18 protein-coding genes are annotated in these 17,627 nt (G+C 69.1%); 8 read left to right on the forward strand and 10 right to left on the reverse strand.

Annotated elements, in window-relative coordinates:
- Window positions 1-33: 33 nt before the first annotated feature.
- Window positions 34-2,673: an ATP-binding protein gene (locus tag CRP45_RS03190; RefSeq protein ID WP_097243699.1), complete on the forward strand. Its 2,640-nt coding sequence runs from the start codon at window positions 34-36 to the stop codon at window positions 2,671-2,673.
- On the opposite strand, the gene CRP45_RS03195 is transcribed toward CRP45_RS03190, so the two are convergent.
- Window positions 2,665-3,048, reverse strand: coding sequence for a hypothetical protein (locus CRP45_RS03195; protein WP_097243700.1), 384 nt, complete (start codon window positions 3,046-3,048; stop codon window positions 2,665-2,667). The genes CRP45_RS03190 and CRP45_RS03195 overlap by 9 nt on opposite strands.
- Window positions 3,049-3,260: 212 nt before the next feature.
- On the opposite strand from CRP45_RS03195, the gene CRP45_RS03200 reads away from it, so the two are divergent.
- The gene (locus tag CRP45_RS03200) at window positions 3,261-3,785 is read left to right on the forward strand and encodes a hypothetical protein (protein WP_218841068.1); all 525 of its coding nucleotides are present in this window, start codon (window positions 3,261-3,263) and stop codon (window positions 3,783-3,785) included.
- 87 nt (window positions 3,786-3,872) lie between these two features.
- Window positions 3,873-4,370, forward strand: coding sequence for a hypothetical protein (locus CRP45_RS03205; RefSeq protein WP_097243701.1), 498 nt, complete (start codon window positions 3,873-3,875; stop codon window positions 4,368-4,370).
- A 9-nt stretch (window positions 4,371-4,379) separates the two neighbouring features.
- Here the strand turns inward: CRP45_RS03205 and CRP45_RS03210 are convergent, their stop codons facing one another.
- Window positions 4,380-4,625: a hypothetical protein gene (locus CRP45_RS03210; protein WP_097243702.1), complete on the reverse strand. Its 246-nt coding sequence runs from the start codon at window positions 4,623-4,625 to the stop codon at window positions 4,380-4,382.
- A 343-nt stretch (window positions 4,626-4,968) separates the two neighbouring features.
- Here CRP45_RS03210 and CRP45_RS03215 point away from each other — a divergent pair, with 343 nt between their 5' ends.
- The 3 genes from CRP45_RS03215 to CRP45_RS03225 are packed head-to-tail and all read left to right on the forward strand — an operon-like array spanning window position 4,969 to window position 7,887.
- The gene (locus tag CRP45_RS03215; protein ID WP_143861312.1) at window positions 4,969-7,002 is read left to right on the forward strand and encodes a PEP/pyruvate-binding domain-containing protein; all 2,034 of its coding nucleotides are present in this window, start codon (window positions 4,969-4,971) and stop codon (window positions 7,000-7,002) included.
- Window positions 6,999-7,517, forward strand: a complete 519-nt coding sequence (locus tag CRP45_RS03220; RefSeq protein ID WP_097243704.1) for a hypothetical protein — start codon at window positions 6,999-7,001, stop codon at window positions 7,515-7,517. Before CRP45_RS03215 ends, CRP45_RS03220 begins: the two co-directional genes overlap by 4 nt.
- Window positions 7,518-7,521: 4 nt before the next feature.
- Complete coding sequence (locus CRP45_RS03225; protein WP_097243705.1) at window positions 7,522-7,887, forward strand: hypothetical protein; 366 nt, start codon at window positions 7,522-7,524, stop codon at window positions 7,885-7,887.
- Between the two features lie 51 nt (window positions 7,888-7,938).
- Here the strand turns inward: CRP45_RS03225 and CRP45_RS03230 are convergent, their stop codons facing one another.
- Genes CRP45_RS03230 through CRP45_RS03245 form a run of 4 tightly spaced genes read right to left on the reverse strand, consistent with a single transcriptional unit; the run spans window position 7,939 to window position 11,645 of the window.
- Window positions 7,939-8,553, reverse strand: a complete 615-nt coding sequence (locus tag CRP45_RS03230; RefSeq protein WP_067778065.1) for a GTP-binding protein — start codon at window positions 8,551-8,553, stop codon at window positions 7,939-7,941.
- A complete protein-coding gene (locus CRP45_RS03235; RefSeq protein WP_067778064.1) occupies window positions 8,534-8,908 on the reverse strand; it encodes a DUF742 domain-containing protein in 375 nt (124 codons plus the stop codon). The genes CRP45_RS03230 and CRP45_RS03235 overlap by 20 nt, the downstream gene beginning before the upstream one ends.
- A complete protein-coding gene (locus CRP45_RS03240) occupies window positions 8,905-9,300 on the reverse strand; it encodes a roadblock/LC7 domain-containing protein (RefSeq protein ID WP_097243706.1) in 396 nt (131 codons plus the stop codon). The genes CRP45_RS03235 and CRP45_RS03240 overlap by 4 nt, the downstream gene beginning before the upstream one ends.
- Entirely contained in the window at window positions 9,300-11,645 is a 2,346-nt protein-coding gene (locus CRP45_RS03245; protein ID WP_097243707.1) for a sensor histidine kinase, read from the reverse strand. The genes CRP45_RS03240 and CRP45_RS03245 overlap by 1 nt, the downstream gene beginning before the upstream one ends.
- Before the next feature lie 204 nt (window positions 11,646-11,849).
- On the opposite strand from CRP45_RS03245, the gene CRP45_RS03250 reads away from it, so the two are divergent.
- Window positions 11,850-13,403, forward strand: a complete 1,554-nt coding sequence (locus CRP45_RS03250) for a succinic semialdehyde dehydrogenase (protein WP_097243708.1) — start codon at window positions 11,850-11,852, stop codon at window positions 13,401-13,403.
- 60 nt (window positions 13,404-13,463) lie between these two features.
- On the opposite strand, the gene CRP45_RS03255 is transcribed toward CRP45_RS03250, so the two are convergent.
- The 3 genes from CRP45_RS03255 to CRP45_RS03265 all read right to left on the reverse strand — a co-directional run bounded on the left by CRP45_RS03255 (window position 13,464) and on the right by CRP45_RS03265 (window position 16,727).
- Window positions 13,464-13,868 (reverse strand): DUF779 domain-containing protein, encoded by a 405-nt coding sequence (locus CRP45_RS03255; protein WP_067778060.1) that lies wholly within the window; start codon window positions 13,866-13,868, stop codon window positions 13,464-13,466.
- Window positions 13,869-13,888: 20 nt separating this feature from the next.
- Window positions 13,889-15,406, reverse strand: coding sequence for an acetaldehyde dehydrogenase ExaC (exaC, locus tag CRP45_RS03260; protein ID WP_097244536.1), 1,518 nt, complete (start codon window positions 15,404-15,406; stop codon window positions 13,889-13,891).
- A 100-nt stretch (window positions 15,407-15,506) separates the two neighbouring features.
- Window positions 15,507-16,727, reverse strand: coding sequence for a transcriptional regulator (locus tag CRP45_RS03265; RefSeq protein WP_245909852.1), 1,221 nt, complete (start codon window positions 16,725-16,727; stop codon window positions 15,507-15,509).
- Window positions 16,728-16,821: 94 nt separating this feature from the next.
- Here CRP45_RS03265 and CRP45_RS03270 point away from each other — a divergent pair, with 94 nt between their 5' ends.
- Complete coding sequence (locus CRP45_RS03270) at window positions 16,822-17,250, forward strand: MmcQ/YjbR family DNA-binding protein (RefSeq protein WP_097243709.1); 429 nt, start codon at window positions 16,822-16,824, stop codon at window positions 17,248-17,250.
- Window positions 17,251-17,263: 13 nt separating this feature from the next.
- On the opposite strand, the gene CRP45_RS03275 is transcribed toward CRP45_RS03270, so the two are convergent.
- Window positions 17,264-17,578 carry a hypothetical protein gene (locus CRP45_RS03275; protein ID WP_097243710.1) on the reverse strand — a complete coding sequence of 105 codons (315 nt, stop codon included), beginning with the start codon at window positions 17,576-17,578 and terminating at the stop codon, window positions 17,264-17,266.
- Between the last annotated feature and the right edge of the window lie 49 nt (window positions 17,579-17,627).

Here is a 17,627-nt window from a genome sequence, read left to right on the forward strand (position 1 = left end):
CGACCTCCCGATACTCGCGAGCCACCGGGCGAGATGCGCGACATACGATTCGAGACCACCGGGCGTCTGGTCCAGATCCGTACACCACGCGTAGATGCCAATTGCCCCATCACGACCGAGATCGGCGATCACTCCGATAATCTACGCCCACACAAATCGACTGGGGCTGTGATGGATACGGAACAATCACCCGCTCAAGGTTCTCCCGACGATGTCGCATGGATGGTCGTGCGCGCGCATCTTGCCGGCGACGCCCACGGTCGCGAGATCCTGCTGCGGTTGGCCACCGCTCCCACCGAAGGCGCTGAACTGCTGCGCCGCTACTTGGACGCGGCGGTCGTCGCGCCGGGGCTCAGCACGATCATCACGGGCGGCACGGTGGACAGGCTGGTGAACATCGCGCAGGCGGGGGTCGTCAACATCGCGGTCCAGAAACAGACGACGCCACCTCGGCAGCTGCCGCCTGCCATCCCGGATTTCACCGACCGAACCTGGGCCGTCGACCGGATCCTGAAAGCACTTGCGGCCAACGACTCCCGGCACTTCGCGATCCTCGGCGGAGGCGGGATCGGCAAGACCGCCCTCGCGGTGACCGTGGCCCACCGGCTCGCGAACGAATTCCCCGACGCGCAACTCTTCGTCGACCTCGCGGGAGGCACCACCGCGCCGCGCGCACCGCTCGCGGTGCTCGAGGCGATGCTGCGTGCGCTCGGCGCGGAATACGACGCCATACCGGAGGACGCCGACGAGCGGGCCGGACTGTATCGGGCTATGCTCAGCCAACGCCGATGCGTCCTGCTGCTCGACAACGCCGCCGACGCTGCCCAGCTACGATCGTTGTTGCCCGGCGAGGGCGATCACGTTGTCTTGGTGACCAGCCGTGATCCGCTGGTCGCGCTCATGGGTTTCGAACGTATTTCGCTGGATGTCCTCGAGGCCGAAGACGCGTCCAACCTGCTGAGCCGAATCATCGGCGCGGAGCGGTCGCAGGCGGAGCCTGAAGCCCTCGACGAATTGGCGGTCTTGTGTGGAAACCTGCCGTTGGCCCTGCGGATCGCGGCCGCGCGGCTCGCCTCGCGGCCACATCGGACGATCCGTGGTTTCGTCGACAGGCTTGCCGACGAGAACCGCCGGCTCACCGAACTCGCGACTGGTGATCTCGCCGTTCGTACGTCCTTCGAAGTCAGTTACCAAAGCTTAGGGGAGCGTAGTCGTCGAGCGTTTCGACTGGCCGCGCTGATCCCAGGGCAGACCATGCCGGCCTGGGTGGTCGGAGCGCTGACCGACGACACCATCGATGATGCGGAAGATCTCATCGATCACCTCACGGACCTGCGACTGCTGGAAATCGCTCGGGTGGACGGTTCCGGCCGACCCCGCTACCGCTTTCACGATCTGCTGCGAATCTTCGCCAAAGAGCATCTGCGCGAGGACGAAGACCCCGACGAGCGGGAGCAGGCTGTCGAGCGGATGATCGGCGCTTATCTCACGGTGGCGCGACGCGGGCTGTATCTCATGTCGCCGCACAGCAAGCGAGACCCGGTGCCGGCTCTCCATGTTCCGTGGGACGCCCCGCCCGATCTGGTCGACGAGTTGACCGCCGACCCGTACGAGTGGTTCACCGACAATCACGACGCGCTAGTCGCAGCCGTGACGCTCGCGCACGATCGGTCGCTGTGGCGGCTGAGTTACGATCTCGCCGAACAACTGCACTACTACTTCCGCGTCCGCGGACATCTGCAAGACTGGATCGGCACCCATGAAGTGGCCCTCGCGGCTTCCCGCAGTGCGGGCGATCGCAGGGCCGAGGCCTGGACGTTGCGCAATCTGGGCAACGCACACCAGGACCAAGGCCACTACGCGGAAGCGGCGGCCTGCTTCACCGAGGCGTCGGAGATCTTCGCCGAACTCGGCAACCGCCTGGGTAGTGCCGCGACCGTATGCAATCTCGGTGAGACGCGAATGGTCCAAGGGCTTTTCGCCGAGGCCGTGAACTGCCTCGCCCGCTGTCTACCCGACTGGCAGGCGGTCGACGATCAAGTGGGCTACGCCTACACGGTGGACAACCTCGGCTACATCGCGTTGTGTCAGGGCGAATTCAGCGCCGCTAGAACCCATCTGAACAGGTCCCTGCAAATGTTCGTCGAGCTTGGCGACCGCTTCGGGGAAGCGCATTCACTACGCCGTCACGCGGAACTGGAGGTCGCACAGGGCGCGCTTGCCAACGCACAGCGCGACATAGCACGCAGCCGGAGTCTATTCGATCAGATGGGGAGCGCGAGCGGAACGGCGTGGGCCGCGATGACCGACGCGACCGTTCTGCTCGCAACCGATTCGGTCGACGGAGCCTTGAAGGCCGCCGCCGAGGCTGTGGACGGGTTTCAGATACAAGGCGACACGCGCGCCAGCGCCCAAGCGATGGTTCGCCTCGGTGAAGCGCTGTTGGCCGCCGCGCGGGCCGACGAAGCACTGACAGTGCTCGAGCAAGCGGCGACGATGCTGCGCGACGTCGAGGACGCGTTCGGCGCCGCATTGGCCACCTACCACCTCGGCCGCGCTGTCGAACCCGCCGCACCGCGACGCATAGAGCTGTTTCACAGCGCCGCAACGCAATTCGCCGCCCTCCCAGCACCGCTGTGGGAGCGGCGTGCGCTCGACGCGGCTTCAGAATGACACGTCACCACGCACTTCGGAGATGTTGACGAGCTTGCCGACCTGTGCGCTTCCGGAAACCTTCGTCACGATCGAGCCGACCATCGGATCACCTTCCGCGGTGCGGACGAGCTCGGTCACCGCCGCGCGAAACGCGGGATCCGTCTGCACATGACGATCGATGCTCGACGCCAGCGCGTCTACTCGCTCTGGATCGGCCGGGACGCCCTCGGCCTCGGCGAGTGTCGCTGCCGCTTCGTCGTCCCCAGCGAATTTCGACCGGATGAGCTCCACCAGCTTCCCCAGGCCCGCCCACGTCCGCCGGCCCGTCTCTGTCGCGAATTCATCGAGCGCCTTGACGACGAGCGCCGCGGCCGTGATCGAGATCGGATCCATATCAACTGTCCCCACTGCCAGTTCGGTAGATGTGCCAACAGTACCGGGCTGTCGACGGTTTCGTGGCGTTGTCGGCCACGGCGGGTGCGCGGGCGTAGCCGAGGGGTGCCCGCTCTCACATTCCCACCATCTATACGCGACCGTATGGCAGGTCTAGCCTGGTTATATACGGCACCGTATAAGACGGTCCGGTTGGCGGAGGAGGCCGCACGATGCAGGAGTTGTCACGAGCCGACGAGAGCGGCGCGACCGCGGGCGGCGCCGAGGCGCCCGTCTTCCAGCAGTACGAGATTCCCGAGGCGATTCTGGCGCTCGCGACGATCGCCGACCCGGACTACATCGACCTGTTCACGCTCGTCACCCCCGACGCCGCGGTGTGGTCGCCGGAGCAGTGGGCGCGCGCGGCCTTCGAAGACGTCGCGGGGTTGCAGGGGCAGTTCATCTGGCGGGTGCTGTTGGGGATGCGCCTCGCCTCGCGGCGGTCACCGGCGCATGTGGCCGGTTGGGACATCGCGGATCGGGGCGACGGCTACATCACGCTGGCCGCGCGCTCCTGGATGCTCACCGGCAATCTGGTAGTCCGCATCGACGGCGACCGACTGTCGCTGGCCACGATCATCGACTACGACCGGCGGATCGCCAAGCCGATCTGGACGCGGTTGTCGGCCATCCATCGGAGCCTGGCGCCCGGGCTGCTTCACGACGCGCACGACGCCGTGCGGGCGAGGCCGCGCTGACGAAGGGGCGGACGGGTCTGTCGAGTTGCCGCCCGGCGCGCGACGCGCGACCGGGCGGCGTCCGCGGCCGCGCGATACGGTCGCACCATGAGGCCGGTTCGCTCGCTCGCCCGCTGGGCCGCTTACGCGCTGGCGGCGCTTCCGCTCGCCGCGGCGCCGGTCGCGGTTCGAATGCGCGTGCCGCGCAGGCGGCTGCGTGAGCCGATCCGTCGGCGCGGCATCACGCCTGTGCGGGTCGTGATTCATTCGGCGCTGAGTGCGGGTGTCGGCCTGCTGGCCTGGTTTCTGGGGTTGCTCGCGACCATCGCCTTCGTCCGGGGCGTCGGATATCCGCTGGTCGCCGCGAACGACTACGAGAACTCTTGGGGCGGGCCGACATTGGCGGGGGCGTGGGCGGTGCACGCGGCGCTCGGGGTCGGGCTGCTTCCGGTTTGGCTGGCCATGCTCGCCGGGCTGGGCGCGTTGCAATTGCGGCTGATTCGTAAGCTGTTCGAACGCGCCGGGCCGGCGTGGCCGGTCCCGGCGGCGCTCGTCTTCACCATCGCGGGGGTGTTCGTCTTCCTGTCCTGGCTCAGCCAGGTGTGAACAACCCCCTCAGCAGAGCGGGTACTTCGAGCCCATGAACTGACCCTTCAGCAGGCAGACGATGAACTCGACGAAGTCGCGGCCGTAAGTGGCCGAGCCGCTGGCCGATCCGGAATCCGCGACCGCGGCGGGAGCCGCGGGTGCAGGTGCCGGCCCGGCGTTGGCGGGTGCGGTGGCGAGTCCGGTCGAGGTCACCAGCGCGCCGGAGACGGCGAGGGTGATCAGGGCTTTTCTGATGTTCGGAGACAGTGACATTCGGGATCTTCCTTTCGTTCGCGGCAAGTATCGAAGCAGCGAGCGGTGTCCCGACAGCCCCGAACTGCCGGGGCACTCGTTCCGTGGTCGCGAGCGCGTTGCCGGTGAATAACGTTGTGCGCGGGGGACACTCGAAGCGGGCGGCGGATCGTACCGTGAACAGTAGGGGACCGCCAGGCCACGGGGCAGTGAACTGCGCGACTCGCAAGACGAACGTTCATTCCTTGACAGGCACGGGACTCCGGGGAAACACTGGAAACACGCCTAAGTGGAGAGACCATCTCCCCTTAGGTCCGACCGGTCGGCCCCCGAAACAGCGTTGTTTTCCGTCGAAGGCGGTTCGATGACCATCACGACAACCACCACGAACCGGCCAGGCATCGTCGCTCTGCGCGATCCGCGAGCGCGCGATGCCGAGCTCACCGGCGCCAAGGCCGCGGCCCTCGCCACGGCGGCCGCGCACGGCCTGCCCGTCCTGGAAGGCTTCGTCCTGACCACCGCGTGGTCGCACCGCGGCGACCCGCCCGAAGCCGAATGGCGCGGCCTGTCCGGCGCGGGCGCGAAAGCCCTTGTGGTGCGGTCCTCTTCGGTCTCCGAGGACGGCGCGCACCAGTCCATGGCCGGGCTGTTCACCTCGGTGCTCGACGTGCGCGACTGGCAGGGCTTTCGAGACGCCGTCGACGAGGTGCTCGCTTCCGGGCCGCCCGCCGACCTCGGCACGGGCGTGGACGCCGCGATGGCGGTACTCGTGCAGCCGTTCCTCGCGGCGGGCTGGGGCGGCGTCGTCTTCACCGCCGACCCGGTCACCGGTCGCACCGACCGCATGATGATCACCGCGTCGCGCCGCGGACCCAGCGCGGTCGTCGGCGGCGCCGAGGGCGGGTGGACCGCGACCACGACCCGGCGCGGACGGGTCACCTCGGTCGCGACGCCCGACGCCGATCCGCTGCCGAACGCGCTGCGGCGCAAGGTCGTTCGGCTGGCGCTGCGTGCGGAGCGGGTGTTCGGCGGTGCGCTGGACATCGAATGGGCCATCGACGCGCGCGGCCGGGTGATCCTGCTACAGGCCCGCCCGGTCACCGCCCTGCACGGCCCGGTGCGCGGCCCGGTGCTCGGGCCAGGTCCGCTGGCCGAGACCTTTCCCGACCCGCTGCGCCCGCTCGAGCAGGATCTGTGGCTTTCGCCGCTCGCCGACGGCCTCCGGGTCGCGATCGATATGACCGGAGCCGCGACGCCGCGCGCGCTGCACGAGTCACCGGTCGCGACCGCGGTGCGCGGCATCGCGGTCGCCGATCTCGAACTGCTCGGTGTGGTGCGCCCGCGCCGCACTCTGGCGCGGCTGCTCGATCCGCGGCCGGGGGCACGGCGGCTCGGCGCGGCCATGCGGGTCGGCAGGCTCGCCGCGGCGCTGCCCGAGCTGGCGCAGCAGATCTGCGAGCGTGTCGACACGGATCTGGCCGAGGTGCCGCCGCTCGCCGAACTCACCGACCTCGCCCTGCTCGCGGTGCTCGACAACGCTCGCACCGCGCTGACCGCGCTGCACGGCTACGAGGCGTTGGCCGGAATGCTCGGCGGGAAGGGCGAATCCGCGCCCACCGCGGCCGAGATGGCGCTCTCGGCGCTCGCCGCCGCACGCGCGACCGGTCTGCCCGAGGACCGGGTGATCGAGGAACTACCCGTCGTGCTCGCGCTGATCCCGCCGCGGATCGGTCCGCCGCCGCGAGTGCCCGAAGTCGACACCGACCCGCTGCCCGTCGGCGAAGGCGCGGGCGAGCTCGCGCTGGCCAGGGAGGCGCTGCGGCTGCGCGCCCGCTGGGTGCAGGAACTCGGGGCAAGGGCGGCGTGGGAACTCGGCGGCAGGCTCGCCGCGACCGGATTGCTGGACGACCCAGGCACGTCGACACTGCTGTCGCTGGACGAACTGCGCACCGCCGTGCGCTACCGGCGGCTGCCGGACGACCTGGCCGAGCGTACGACGCCGGACGAGCTCGCGCTCCCCGCCGAATTCCGGCTCGCCACCGATGGTTTCCCGATCGCCGTGTCGAGGGGACGCGGCCGCGCCGACCGCGGCATCGGCGCGGGCGGCGGCGTCGGTCGCGGCATGGTGCACATCGGCGATCATCCGCCCGCGGGATCGGTGCTTGTCGTCCGTCATCTCGATCCGCGGCTCGCCGTCGTGGTGCCGCGGCTGTCCGGCCTGATCGCCGAAACCGGCAGCCCGCTCAGCCATCTGGCGATTCTGGCCCGCGAGTACGGCGTCCCGGTGGTGGTCGGCTATCCCGACGCCACCCGGCGACTGCCCGACGGCGCGGTGGTGCAGGTGGACGGGCGCAGCGGCGAAGTGCGGCCATCGATCGAAACGGAGGAACACCGATGACTCGGGATCGCGGTGCGCGCGGGCTCGGCGTGCTGCTCGCCGTCGGCACGCTGGTCGCCACGGGCGCTTACGTTTTCGTCTACCTGTACCGGTGGGAGTGGAACCGCGCCATTCTGACCGCGGCGCTGTTCATCGCCGCCGAGATCGCGCTGGTCGCCATGCTGCTGACCAAACGCCTGCGCGAGGTGCAGCGCGAACTCGGCGCGGCGGGGGACCGGGCGCGCACGGCCAGGATCGTGCACGCGGCAACGCCCGCGCCGCGGGTCACCTTCGCCTGGCTCAGCAGACCCGATCGGCTCGGGGTGTTCGTTCCGGTGCTGCTGGCGGGCGGCGTGCTGCTGACCGGGGTGGCCTGGCTGGTGGAGCGGCTCGCCAAAGCCACCGCGGGCCCCACCACCGAACGCCACATCATGGACCGGTTGGATCGGCTGCACCTGCCGCCCAACGGTTTCCTCGCTCCGCGCGCGGACCGTCTGCATCTGCTGCACGGCCCCCTGGTCCGATCGCCGCGGTGATCCGATGCGCCGAATTCTGCTGGTCGCCTTGGGCGCGGCCTGCCTCGCGACGGTGCTGCTCGCCATGGCGCAGGAGATGAAGTTCGAAACCGATCGGGGCGCGGCGGCGAGCACGCAGGTGGTGCGCTTCGACGCGCGGGCCAAGGACGCGGGCGCGTCGACCGAACCCGCACTTCGCTTGTGGGACAAGTGCGCCAGCCACGTCAACCACGTGCGCGTGGTCGCAGGCCCGGTGGCCGACGGCGACGCATGGGCGGTGACGCTCACCCCGGCGCTCGGCGAGCACACCGAACGCCGCCTCGTCGGCTGCCTGGAAGACCTCACCGTCGACGGCGTGCTCGGCCGCTACCTCGGCTCGCGGTCCGGGTAAGCGGACCTCGCCTTCGCTCCGGCCGTGCGCAGCGCCCATCGGACGTGCGGTTCAGGTGGTGACGGGCTCGCGTCCGGCCAGCTCGATGAGATGCTGCACCAGCGTGAGCAGCACGTTCTTGGCCGATTCGCGATTGCGGGCGTCGCACAGCATCACCGGGGTGTCCGCGTCGAGATCGAGTGCGTCGCGCACCTCGTCCTCGGTGTAGCGCGGCGCTCCGTCGAAGCAGTTCACCCCGACCATGAACGGCAGCCCGCGGCGTTCGAAGAAGTCCACGGCGGCAAAGGAATTGCCGAGGCGCCGGGTGTCGGCCAGCACGACCGCGCCGAGCGCGCCGCGGGACAGCTCGTCCCACAGGAACCAGAACCGGTCCTGTCCCGGCGTGCCGAACAGGTACAGCACCAGATCGCGATCGATGGTGATGCGCCCGAAGTCCAATGCCACGGTGGTGGTCGATTTGGACTCCACGCCGGACAAATCGTCGACGCCGCTGCTGACTTCGGTGATGAGTTCCTCGGTGCGTAGCGGCGCGATCTCGCTGATCGACGACACCATGGTGGTCTTGCCGACGCCGAAGCCGCCGGCGATGAGGATCTTGACCGACGCGGCCAAGTGCTGGGCCCCGTCGGGATCGAGCCGGGCGGGGTCAAAGTTTTCTGATGCCATCCAGTACCGCTCGCAATATGTTGAGATCGCCGGGGCCGGCCTCCGTTTGCACCGGAGCCCGGAAGATCAGTTGTCCCTCGCCGATCAGGTCGCCGACGAGAATCTTGGTCACCGCAAGGGGAAGTTTCAAGTTGGCCGCCACCTCTGCGACCGATTGCGGATCACGGCACAGGCGCACGATTTCCGCGTATTCGGGCTCCGGCCTGCGCAATGTCGGTGCGGGGGAGGCGGTGACCACCACCGTCACGATGTCCAAATCGTGACCTGCGCCCATGGTGCGTCCACGGGTCAGCGCGTACGGCCGGATCAGCGGTCCGGCCGCGTCGTCGAACCACGGCTCACCCCGGCGCGTCATGGCAACCGGGCGGGGGTGGACAGATAGGAGCCGACACGCTGGACGGTCACGTTCATCTCGTAGGCCACCATGCCGAGATTCGCGCTCTCGGAGGCTTGCAGCGCGAGGCAGGCGTTGTCACCCGCGGACGTCACGAAAAGCACGGCGCGGTCGAGTTCGATGACCGCCTGGCGCACGCCGCCGCCGTCGAATCGACTGCCCGCGCTGCGCGCGAGTCCGTACAGGGTCGAGGACATGGCGGCGAAATGTTCGGCGTCGTCACGGGTCATCGCGGTGGAGCGGCCGAGCAGCAGTCCGTCGGTGGACAGCACCACCGCGTGCCGCACACCGGCCAGCCGATCCACCAGATCGTCGAGCAGCCAGTTGAGATCACCGGGTTTGGGAGCGGTCACTACACGCCTTCCTGTTCGTCGGCGGGCTGCGCACGGCGACCCTGCCGGGTTCCATTCTCGATGGCGGACATCAGATCCCGGGCCTGTTCGGCGGAACGCGCACGTTCGGCGACGGGTTCCTGGGTCGACGGCTGCGCCAGTTGGGGCGCGAGATTGGCCTGGCGGTTGCGCTTGGGCAGCACCGGCCTGCCGTCTGCGGTGGTCGCGGGCGGGGCGGCCGAGCTGTTCGGATCCGGTTCCGTCGGTTCGGGTTTCGGTGCGGCGGGCGGGTCCATGGTGAGTACCGGGGCCGTCGGTTCGGTCGCGCCGCCGGGTGTTTCGGTTCCGGGCGCCTCGATGAACGGCACCGGATGCCGTGGACGTCGCGCCTGATCGGCGGCCGGTGTCTCCGGCGCGCTGGGCGCGGTGTCGGTGACGAGCAGCGCGGTCGGGAGGAGCACGATGGCGCGGATGCCGCCGTAATCCGACTCCGCGAGCCGCACCGCGACGCCGTGCCGGACGGCCAGCTGCGCCACGACGAACAGTCCGAGGCGCGAATCCGCCGAGAGCGTGGCGACACCGAAGTCCGGTGGGTTGCGCAGCATCTCGTTGACCCGCTCGAGCTCGGCTTCGGGCATGCCCATGCCCTGGTCGCTGACCTCGACGACCACACCGCGGCCGACGACGTTTCCGAAGATCTCCACCCGCGACTGCGGCGGGGAGAACGCGGTGGCGTTGTCCACCAGCTCGGCGACCAGGTGCACGAGGTCGGCGACCACCGTTCCGAGCACGCGCACCTCCGGCAGCCGCGTCACCCGCACCCGCGCGTAGTCGAGCGTCTCGCCGACCGCCGAACGCACCAGATCCATCAATGGAATCGGGTAGCGCCACTGCCTGCCCGGCTGGCCGCCGCCGAGGATGATCAAGTTCTCGGCGTTGCGGCGCTCGCGGGTCGCCAGGTGGTCGAGCCGGAACAGCGTCTCCAGCAGGGCCGGATCCTCCTGGCGCGCCTCGGCCTCGTCCAGGATCTCCAGCTGCCGGTGCACCACGATCTGACTGCGGTGGGCGATATTGAGGAAGACCGCCTTGACGCCTTCGCGGGTGCGGGCCTCGTCCACCGCCGCCGACACCGCGGCCGCGTGCGCGTGTTCGAAAGCCTGTGCCACTTCGCCGATCTCGTCGTGGCCGTAGTCCAGGCGCGGCGTCTCCTCGGCGGGATCGACCTGTTCGCCCGCGCGCAGCCTGCGCATCATGTCGGGCAGCCGGTTGTCGGCCAGCGCAAGGGTCTCGCCGCGCAACCGCCTGAGCCGCTTGATGATTCGATTCGCCATCAGCACCGCGACCACGATGGCGGCGACGCTGACCAGCAGCACGCCACCACCGCCGAAGAGCGAGGTGAGCGCGGAATCGGACGACTTCTCCTCGGCCAGCCGCTGGGTGTGCTTGTTCTGGGTGATCCACAGATCGAGCAGGCCGCGGTTGATCTCCGCGGCGGCGGCCTGCCAGTCCTGCGGGGACAGCGGCAGCGGCGCGGCCTCGTCACGGCTCGCGCCGCCGGTGGACGATTCGTCCTCGACCGGCGCGACGTAGCGCCGCGCGATGGCGTTTTCCATCGCGGACAGCCGCTGCCAGGCCCCGGAGCCGGTCAACGCGGCGGCCGCCTCGCGCTGTTCGATGTCGATCTCGCTGGCGAGCAGCGCGATCTCGGTGTGGTAGAAGCCGATCTGGCGCAGATACTCCTCGACCGGCATCGGCAGGTCGCCGTTCGCGGTGACCATCGCGACGGCCAACGCGTGACCGCGCGACATGGCCTCGGCGGCGTAGAGCAACCGCATGCCCTCGGTGATCTCGACACCGATCTCGGCGTCGGGCGCGGACTGCTGGGCGACCTGCGAGCCCACCGAGACGACATCGAGCAGCCGGTTGTAGAAGCCGTAGGCCTCGGCCATCGGCAGTTGGCGCGAATCCGTCTGCGCGCGAACGCCTGCCAGGTGTTGGGCGAGGGTGTTGAACCCGGCCAGGTCGTCGCCGATCTTCGAGTCGTCCACGGCGCGGATCCCCGCGGAGGCCTCCAGCAGCTTGCGCAGCGCGCCGTCCAGCCGCACCCGCGCCGCTGTGAGCGCGGGGCCGGTCGAATCGTCGCCCGCCAAATGCGCCAGGGTGAGGTGGCGTTCTTGCTGCGTCGCCTCCATCAGTTCCCTGGTCGAGGGGATCGCGGCCTGCATCTGCGCCGCCCAGTCTTTCGCGGTGTTGCCCTGGTCGACCAGGTATCCCGCCGCACCCACGCCGATCACGAGCAGAGTCAGGCTCGGCAGGAGCGCGATCGCCAGTATCCGGCTCCGGACACCGAGCCTCGCTCTGAACATCCGCACAACGTAATTCAGCGAACTACACCGCTGTCATTCCGGTCCCGCTGAACGAGACTCGATTTGACAACCCGAAACAAAGCTGATCCACGACTGCCTTGCCGCGCCGGATTTCGGGACCGAGTCTGTCGACCGCGTGTGTTCGGGCGGCGCGACAGCGTAGATTGTGTGTATCCCGAAGTTACTCACAAGTAGGAGGCAAGGATGCCAGCGCCGGAAGCCGGAGTCTTCGACCGTCTGAGCGCGCTCGCCGCGATCGATGGCCCCGAGGCTCGCTCGCGCAAGACGATCGCCGAGACGTTCACCGGCAAACCGCTCGGCTCCGTGCCGGTCGGCACCGCCGAGGATGTGGCGTCGGCATTCGCCAAGGCCAGGGCCGCGCAGGCGCGTTGGGCCGCACGCCCCGCCGCGGATCGCTCTGCGGTGTTCGATCGCTTCCGCACGCTGCTCATCGAGAACCGCGAAGCCCTGATGGACGTCATCCAAGCCGAGACAGGCAAGGCGCGCTGGGCGGCCCAGGAAGAGATCATGGGCATGATGTTCGCGGCCCGCTACTTCGCCAAGGTCGCGCCCGGCCTGCTGGCGCCGCGCAAGGTGCCCGGCGCGTTCCCGGTGCTGAACCGCGCCGCGGTGCACGTCCACCCCAAGGGCGTCGTCGGCGTGATCGCGCCGTGGAACTACCCGATGGTGCTGTCCATCGGCGACTCCATCCCCGCGTTGCTCGCGGGCAACGCGGTGGTGGTCAAGCCCGACAGCCAGACGCCGTACTCCGCGCTGGCCGCCGCCGAACTGCTCTACCAGGCCGGACTGCCGCGCGACCTGCTCGCCGTCGTCCCCGGTCCCGGCACCGAGGTCGGCACCGCCATCGTCGACAACTGCGACTACCTGATGTTCACCGGCTCCTCGGCCACCGGCCGCGCCCTCGCCGAACAGTGCGGGCGCAGGCTAATCGGGTTCTCCGCCGAACTGGGCGGCAAGAACCCGATGATCGTCACCCGCGGCGCGGATCTGGCCAAGGCGGCCAAGGCCGCGGTGCGCGCGTGCTTCTCCAACGCGGGCCAGCTGTGTATCTCGATCGAGCGGCTCTACGTCGAAAAGGCGGTCGCGGACGAGTTCACCGAGAAGTTCCTCGCCGCGGTGCGCGCCGCGAAACTGGGCGCCGCCTACGACAATTCGGCCGACATCGGCTCCCTCATCTCGGAGTCGCAGCTGGAGACCGTCACCAAGCACGTCGCCGACGCCACCTCCAAGGGCGCCACGGTGCTCGCGGGCGGCAAGGCGCGCCCCGACCTCGGTCCGCTGTTCTTCGAACCGACCGTGCTCGCCGACGTCACCGACGAGATGGAGTGCGGCCGCAACGAGACCTTCGGCCCGCTGGTGTCGATCTATCCTGTCGATTCCGTCGAGGACGCCATCCGGTTGGCCAACGACACCGAGTACGGCCTCAACGCCAGCGTGTGGGCGGAGAGCAAGTCGGCGGGCGAGAAGATCGCGCAGCGACTGCACGCCGGCACCGTGTGCGTCGACGAAGGCTACGCACCGGCGTGGGGCACCACCGCCGCGCCGATGGGCGGCATGGGTATCTCCGGCGTCGGGCGCAGGCACGGCGCGGACGGCCTGCTGAAGTTCACCGAACCGCAGACGGTCGTTGTCACCCGGTTCATGAATCTGGACCCGCCGCCGTTCCTTTCGCAAGACCTGTGGCAGCGGTTCCTGATGCTCGTCGCGCGCAGCCTGCGGCTCCTTCCCGGTCGCTGAGCCCGGGGCCTGGCCGGCTCGGTCTGCGGGCGAGCCGGCCAGGCGTCCCGTCGCCGGGCCTCAGGTGAGCCGTTCGGCTCCGGTGCGCGGCGGCGGACCGGCCGCCAGTGCTGCCGCTTCCTCGTCGGTCAGCAGGCGGGATCGGATGAGGAAACGCACGCCCTCCGGCGACTCGAGGGAGAAGCCCGAGCCGCGCCCCGGCACCACGTCCACCGTCAGGTGCGTGTGTTTCCACAGCTGGAACTGATCGCCGCTCATCCAGAACTCGGTGTGCCAGGGCAGCTGTCCGAGCAGCACGTCGGCGGCGCCGACCCGGAACTCGCGGGCCGGGAAGCACATGGGGGAGCTGCCGTCGCAGCATCCGCCGGACTGGTGGAACAGCACCGGCCCGTGGTGTTCGATCAACCGGCGCAAGACGACTTGCGCCGCGTCGGTCATGCCGACGCGATGAATCCGGTTCGACATCAGAGTGATTCGATTCCGCATCAGAAGAATCCGAGCTTGGTGGGGGAGTAGCTCACCAGCAGGTTCTTGGTCTGCTGGTAGTGGCCCAGCATCATCTTGTGGTTTTCCCTGCCGATGCCGGACTTCTTGTAGCCGCCGAAGGCGGCGTGCGCGGGATAAGCGTGGTAGCAGTTGGTCCACACCCGGCCCGCCTTGATGGCCCGGCCCATTCGGTAGGCAGTGGCGCCGTCCCTGGTCCACACGCCCGCGCCGAGGCCGTAGAGGGTGTCGTTGGCGATCCGGACCGCTTCGTCGACGGTGTCGAAACGGGTCACCGCCACAACGGGTCCGAAGATCTCCTCCTGGAAGACGCGCATGGTGTTGTCGCCCTCGAGCACGGTGGGCTGGATGTAGTACCCGCCGGGTAGTCCGTCCACCTTGCGCGCTTCACCTCCGGTGAGCACGCGGGCGCCTTCCTGCCTGCCGATATCGATGTAGGACAGGATCTTCTCGTACTGGTCGTTGCTGGCCTGGGCGCCGATCATGGTCGTGTCGTCGAGCGGGTTCCCGCCCTCGATGGCCGCGGTCCGCTCCAGGCAGCGGGCCAGGAACTCGTCGTAGATGGACGAGTGGATCAGCGCGCGCGACGGGCAGGTGCACACCTCGCCCTGGTTGAGCGCGAACATCACGAAGCCCTCGACGGCCTTGTCCAGGAATTCGTCGTCGGCGGCCATGACATCGGGCAGGAAGATGTTGGGACTCTTGCCACCCAACTCCAGCGTCACCGGAATGATGTTCTCGCTCGCGTACTGCATGATCAGCCGCCCCGTGGTGGTCTCACCGGTGAACGCGACCTTGGCCACCCGCGGGCTCGATGCCAGCGGCTTGCCCGCCTCCACACCGAAACCATTGACCACGTTGAGAACTCCCGGCGGCAGCAGATCCGCGATCAGCTCCACCACGAGCAGAATCGAGGCCGGCGTCTGCTCGGCCGGTTTGAGCACCACGCAGTTGCCCGCGGCCAGCGCGGGAGCCAGCTTCCACGCCGCCATCAGAATGGGGAAGTTCCACGGAATGATCTGTCCGACCACGCCGAGCGGCTCGTAGAAGTGGTAGGCGACGGTGTCGGCGTCGATCTGGGCGATGCTGCCCTCCTGGGCCCGGATGGCGCCGGCGAAGTAGCGGAAGTGGTCCACCGCCAAAGGCAGGTCGGCGGCGAGGGTTTCGCGGACCGGTTTGCCGTTGTCCCAGGTCTCGGCGACCGCGAGCGGCTCGAGGCTGTTCTCGAGGCGCTCGGCGATTTTCAGGAGGATGTTCGAGCGCTCGGTCGGCGAGGTCGCCGCCCATGCCGCGGCGGCGTGGTGCGCGGACTCCAATGCCAGGTCGATGTCGGCCGCGGTGGAACGGGCGACCGAGCAGAAGGTTTCGCCGTCGACGGGGGAGGGATTGTCGAAGTACCGTCCCTCGATCGGGGCGGCCCAGTCGCCGTCGATGAAGTTGTCGTAGCGGGTTGCGTAACCGACTATCGCGGCGTCGGAACCCGGTTTGGCGTAGATCATCGCAATCACTCCTCGCGCGAAACCCAGCGACGAGGCCACTATGGACGGCGAAGGTTGGCGCGAGGTTGGTGACCGCGCGGTCTCGATCGTGCGCGCGGTGTCAGCCGTGCAGTGCGTTGTGCAGCCGGGCGGCGACCACCGCGCGGCGGACGTCGTCGGCGGGCAACAGCCGCAACGCGTGTTCGTGCACGGCGATATCGTCCGCCGCGCGCTCGCCGAAGGCGATCGCGTGCTCGGGACGGTCGCTGGCCAGGACCGCGGTGCGAATGCCGACATCGAGGTAGTCGCGCCATTCGACGACGCCGGGGGTGTCGGAACCAGGAAGCAGCGGGCCACGGTAGTGCCAGACCGCGCTCGAGGTGTCGCCCGCGGTGATCGCGGCGAGCAGGTCGACCGCGTCGCAGGACAGCGGGCCGGTCAGCATGTAGCGGCGATTGGCGATCTCACCGCCGGTGGCCCGGCGCAGGTGCGAGACATCGGCTTTCAGGGTGTTGGTCGAGACCGGACGGTCGCCGTAGACCGCCGCGTGTAGCTGCTCGGGGGTGTAGCCCTCCGGTTCCAGCGCGAGCAACGCGAGGATCTCCAGCTGACGCGGCGGCAGCGGCACCGGCCTGCCGTCGCGCAACAGCCTTGCCGTGCCGAGACATTCGAGCCGGACCCCCGCGGCGGGCGGCGGCGCGCTGGTGCGCAGTACCGTCTCCACGGCCGTCACCAGCGACCGCACCGAGGCCATCGCCATCGGATGCGAGCGGCTCCAGACGCTGGACAGATCCAGGACGCCGAGCAGCTTGCCGTCCGGCGCGTGGATCGGCGCGGAGTAGCAGACCCACCCGTGCAGCGCGGCGACCAAGTGCTCGGCGGAGAACACGGTGACCGGACGGTCGTCGTGCAAAGCGAGGGACAACCCGTTGGTGCCCATATGGCTTTCGTCCCAGCAGCCGCCCGGCGCGAAGTTCACGTCCTCGGCCTGGCGGCGCAGCCTGCGGTCACCGCCGGACCACAGGATCGTGCCCGCCGCGTCGCTGACCACCGCCAGGTATTTCGCGTCCTCGGCGATGCTGCGCATCTGGCCCGCCAGTTCGGTGACCGGTCCGCGCAGCGGGGATTCCGCCCATCGGTCATCGATCCGGTCGAGCCCCGGCGCGACGGTGCGGTCGGGATCGACGGTGTGCAGCGAACGCTGCCAGGACTGCGCCACGTCGTTGCGTAGGACACTGGACTCGGGGCGCACGCGTGCGCGAGGACCGGCGGTCGATGCCCACCGGGTCCACTCCTTCTCCAGTTCTGCCCGCTGCCGGGTGAGGGTGCGCGACGGTGCCACCGCGGAAAACCCTTGTCGTCGAGTGAAATCGCCTCTTCGTGCTCTCATCATGGCGGACGCAACGAGACGACACGCCGTTTATTACCCTCTTGGCATGGGGAAACGCGAGCGACCAGCCCGGCCCTCCGACGTCCACACCATCGCGCGCGGCATGCCGCACGTGACCAACGCGGCGGGCCCGCTCGGCAACGCCATCTACCAGGTCGGCGGGAAGTCGTTCGTGTTCTTCCGCAATCCACGGCCCGATGCCTTCGACCCGCGGACCGGCGAGCGCTACAGGGACGTGATCGTCATCTGGGTGCCCTCGGAGTCGGATAAGCAAGCGCTGGTACAGGATCCGGACTCGCCGTTCTTCACGACACCGCACTTCGACGGACACCCCTCGGTGCTGGTGCGCGCCTGCCACCTGCACGAGATCACCGTCGGCGAGCTCACCGAGATCATCCAGGACGCTTGGCTTTCCCGCGCCTCCCGCAAGCGCGCCACCGACTGGCTGGCCGCCCATCCGCCCGTTGGGCGGTGAACGCCCTGGCACCTCACTTGTTGAGGAAGATGCCCGCTACGTCGGCGTTCTTGATGGGCGTCTCCGCATTGCGCTGGCCTGCGCAGAGCAGGTCGACGGAGATGATGGTGGCGTCGACGGCGGTGCCGGCGGGTTCGCGCTCGTCGCCGGTCTGCTGCTTGACGAACTTGGTGATCGTCATGCGCTTGGTGTCGGCGTCCTGCTTGACGTACTCGCTGCACGGTGTGTCGCCGCCCTTGTTGAGCGCGCGCTCGATGTCGGTGCATCCGGCCAGCAGCAGCGCGGCGGCCGCCGCGCCGAGGACGGTCCTGCGCACGGTGGCGTTCATCTGCTCCTCCTGGTCACCTGGTCGAGCGGATGGGCCGCCGCGATCGGTA

This window comes from Nocardia amikacinitolerans (genome assembly GCF_900215415.1).
GTDB lineage: Bacteria > Actinomycetota > Actinomycetes > Mycobacteriales > Mycobacteriaceae > Nocardia > Nocardia amikacinitolerans.

Coding starts and splice junctions, on each gene's coding strand:
- CRP45_RS03230 (WP_067778065.1), bottom strand. CDS start 8,553: ATGGCATCAGAAAACTTTGACCCCGCCCGGCTCGATCCCGACGGGGCC.
- CRP45_RS03245 (WP_097243707.1), bottom strand. CDS start 11,645: ATGTTCAGAGCGAGGCTCGGTGTCCGGAGCCGGATACTGGCGATCGCG.
- CRP45_RS03200 (WP_218841068.1), top strand. CDS start 3,261: ATGCAGGAGTTGTCACGAGCCGACGAGAGCGGCGCGACCGCGGGCGGC.
- CRP45_RS03255 (WP_067778060.1), bottom strand. CDS start 13,868: ATGTCGAACCGGATTCATCGCGTCGGCATGACCGACGCGGCGCAAGTC.
- CRP45_RS03235 (WP_067778064.1), bottom strand. CDS start 8,908: ATGACGCGCCGGGGTGAGCCGTGGTTCGACGACGCGGCCGGACCGCTG.
- CRP45_RS03190 (WP_097243699.1), top strand. CDS start 34: ATGCGCGACATACGATTCGAGACCACCGGGCGTCTGGTCCAGATCCGT.
- CRP45_RS03225 (WP_097243705.1), top strand. CDS start 7,522: ATGCGCCGAATTCTGCTGGTCGCCTTGGGCGCGGCCTGCCTCGCGACG.
- CRP45_RS03270 (WP_097243709.1), top strand. CDS start 16,822: ATGGGGAAACGCGAGCGACCAGCCCGGCCCTCCGACGTCCACACCATC.
- CRP45_RS03215 (WP_143861312.1), top strand. CDS start 4,969: ATGACCATCACGACAACCACCACGAACCGGCCAGGCATCGTCGCTCTG.
- exaC (WP_097244536.1), bottom strand. CDS start 15,406: ATGATCTACGCCAAACCGGGTTCCGACGCCGCGATAGTCGGTTACGCA.
- CRP45_RS03210 (WP_097243702.1), bottom strand. CDS start 4,625: ATGTCACTGTCTCCGAACATCAGAAAAGCCCTGATCACCCTCGCCGTC.
- CRP45_RS03275 (WP_097243710.1), bottom strand. CDS start 17,578: ATGAACGCCACCGTGCGCAGGACCGTCCTCGGCGCGGCGGCCGCCGCG.
- CRP45_RS03220 (WP_097243704.1), top strand. CDS start 6,999: ATGACTCGGGATCGCGGTGCGCGCGGGCTCGGCGTGCTGCTCGCCGTC.
- CRP45_RS03195 (WP_097243700.1), bottom strand. CDS start 3,048: ATGGATCCGATCTCGATCACGGCCGCGGCGCTCGTCGTCAAGGCGCTC.
- CRP45_RS03205 (WP_097243701.1), top strand. CDS start 3,873: ATGAGGCCGGTTCGCTCGCTCGCCCGCTGGGCCGCTTACGCGCTGGCG.
- CRP45_RS03250 (WP_097243708.1), top strand. CDS start 11,850: ATGCCAGCGCCGGAAGCCGGAGTCTTCGACCGTCTGAGCGCGCTCGCC.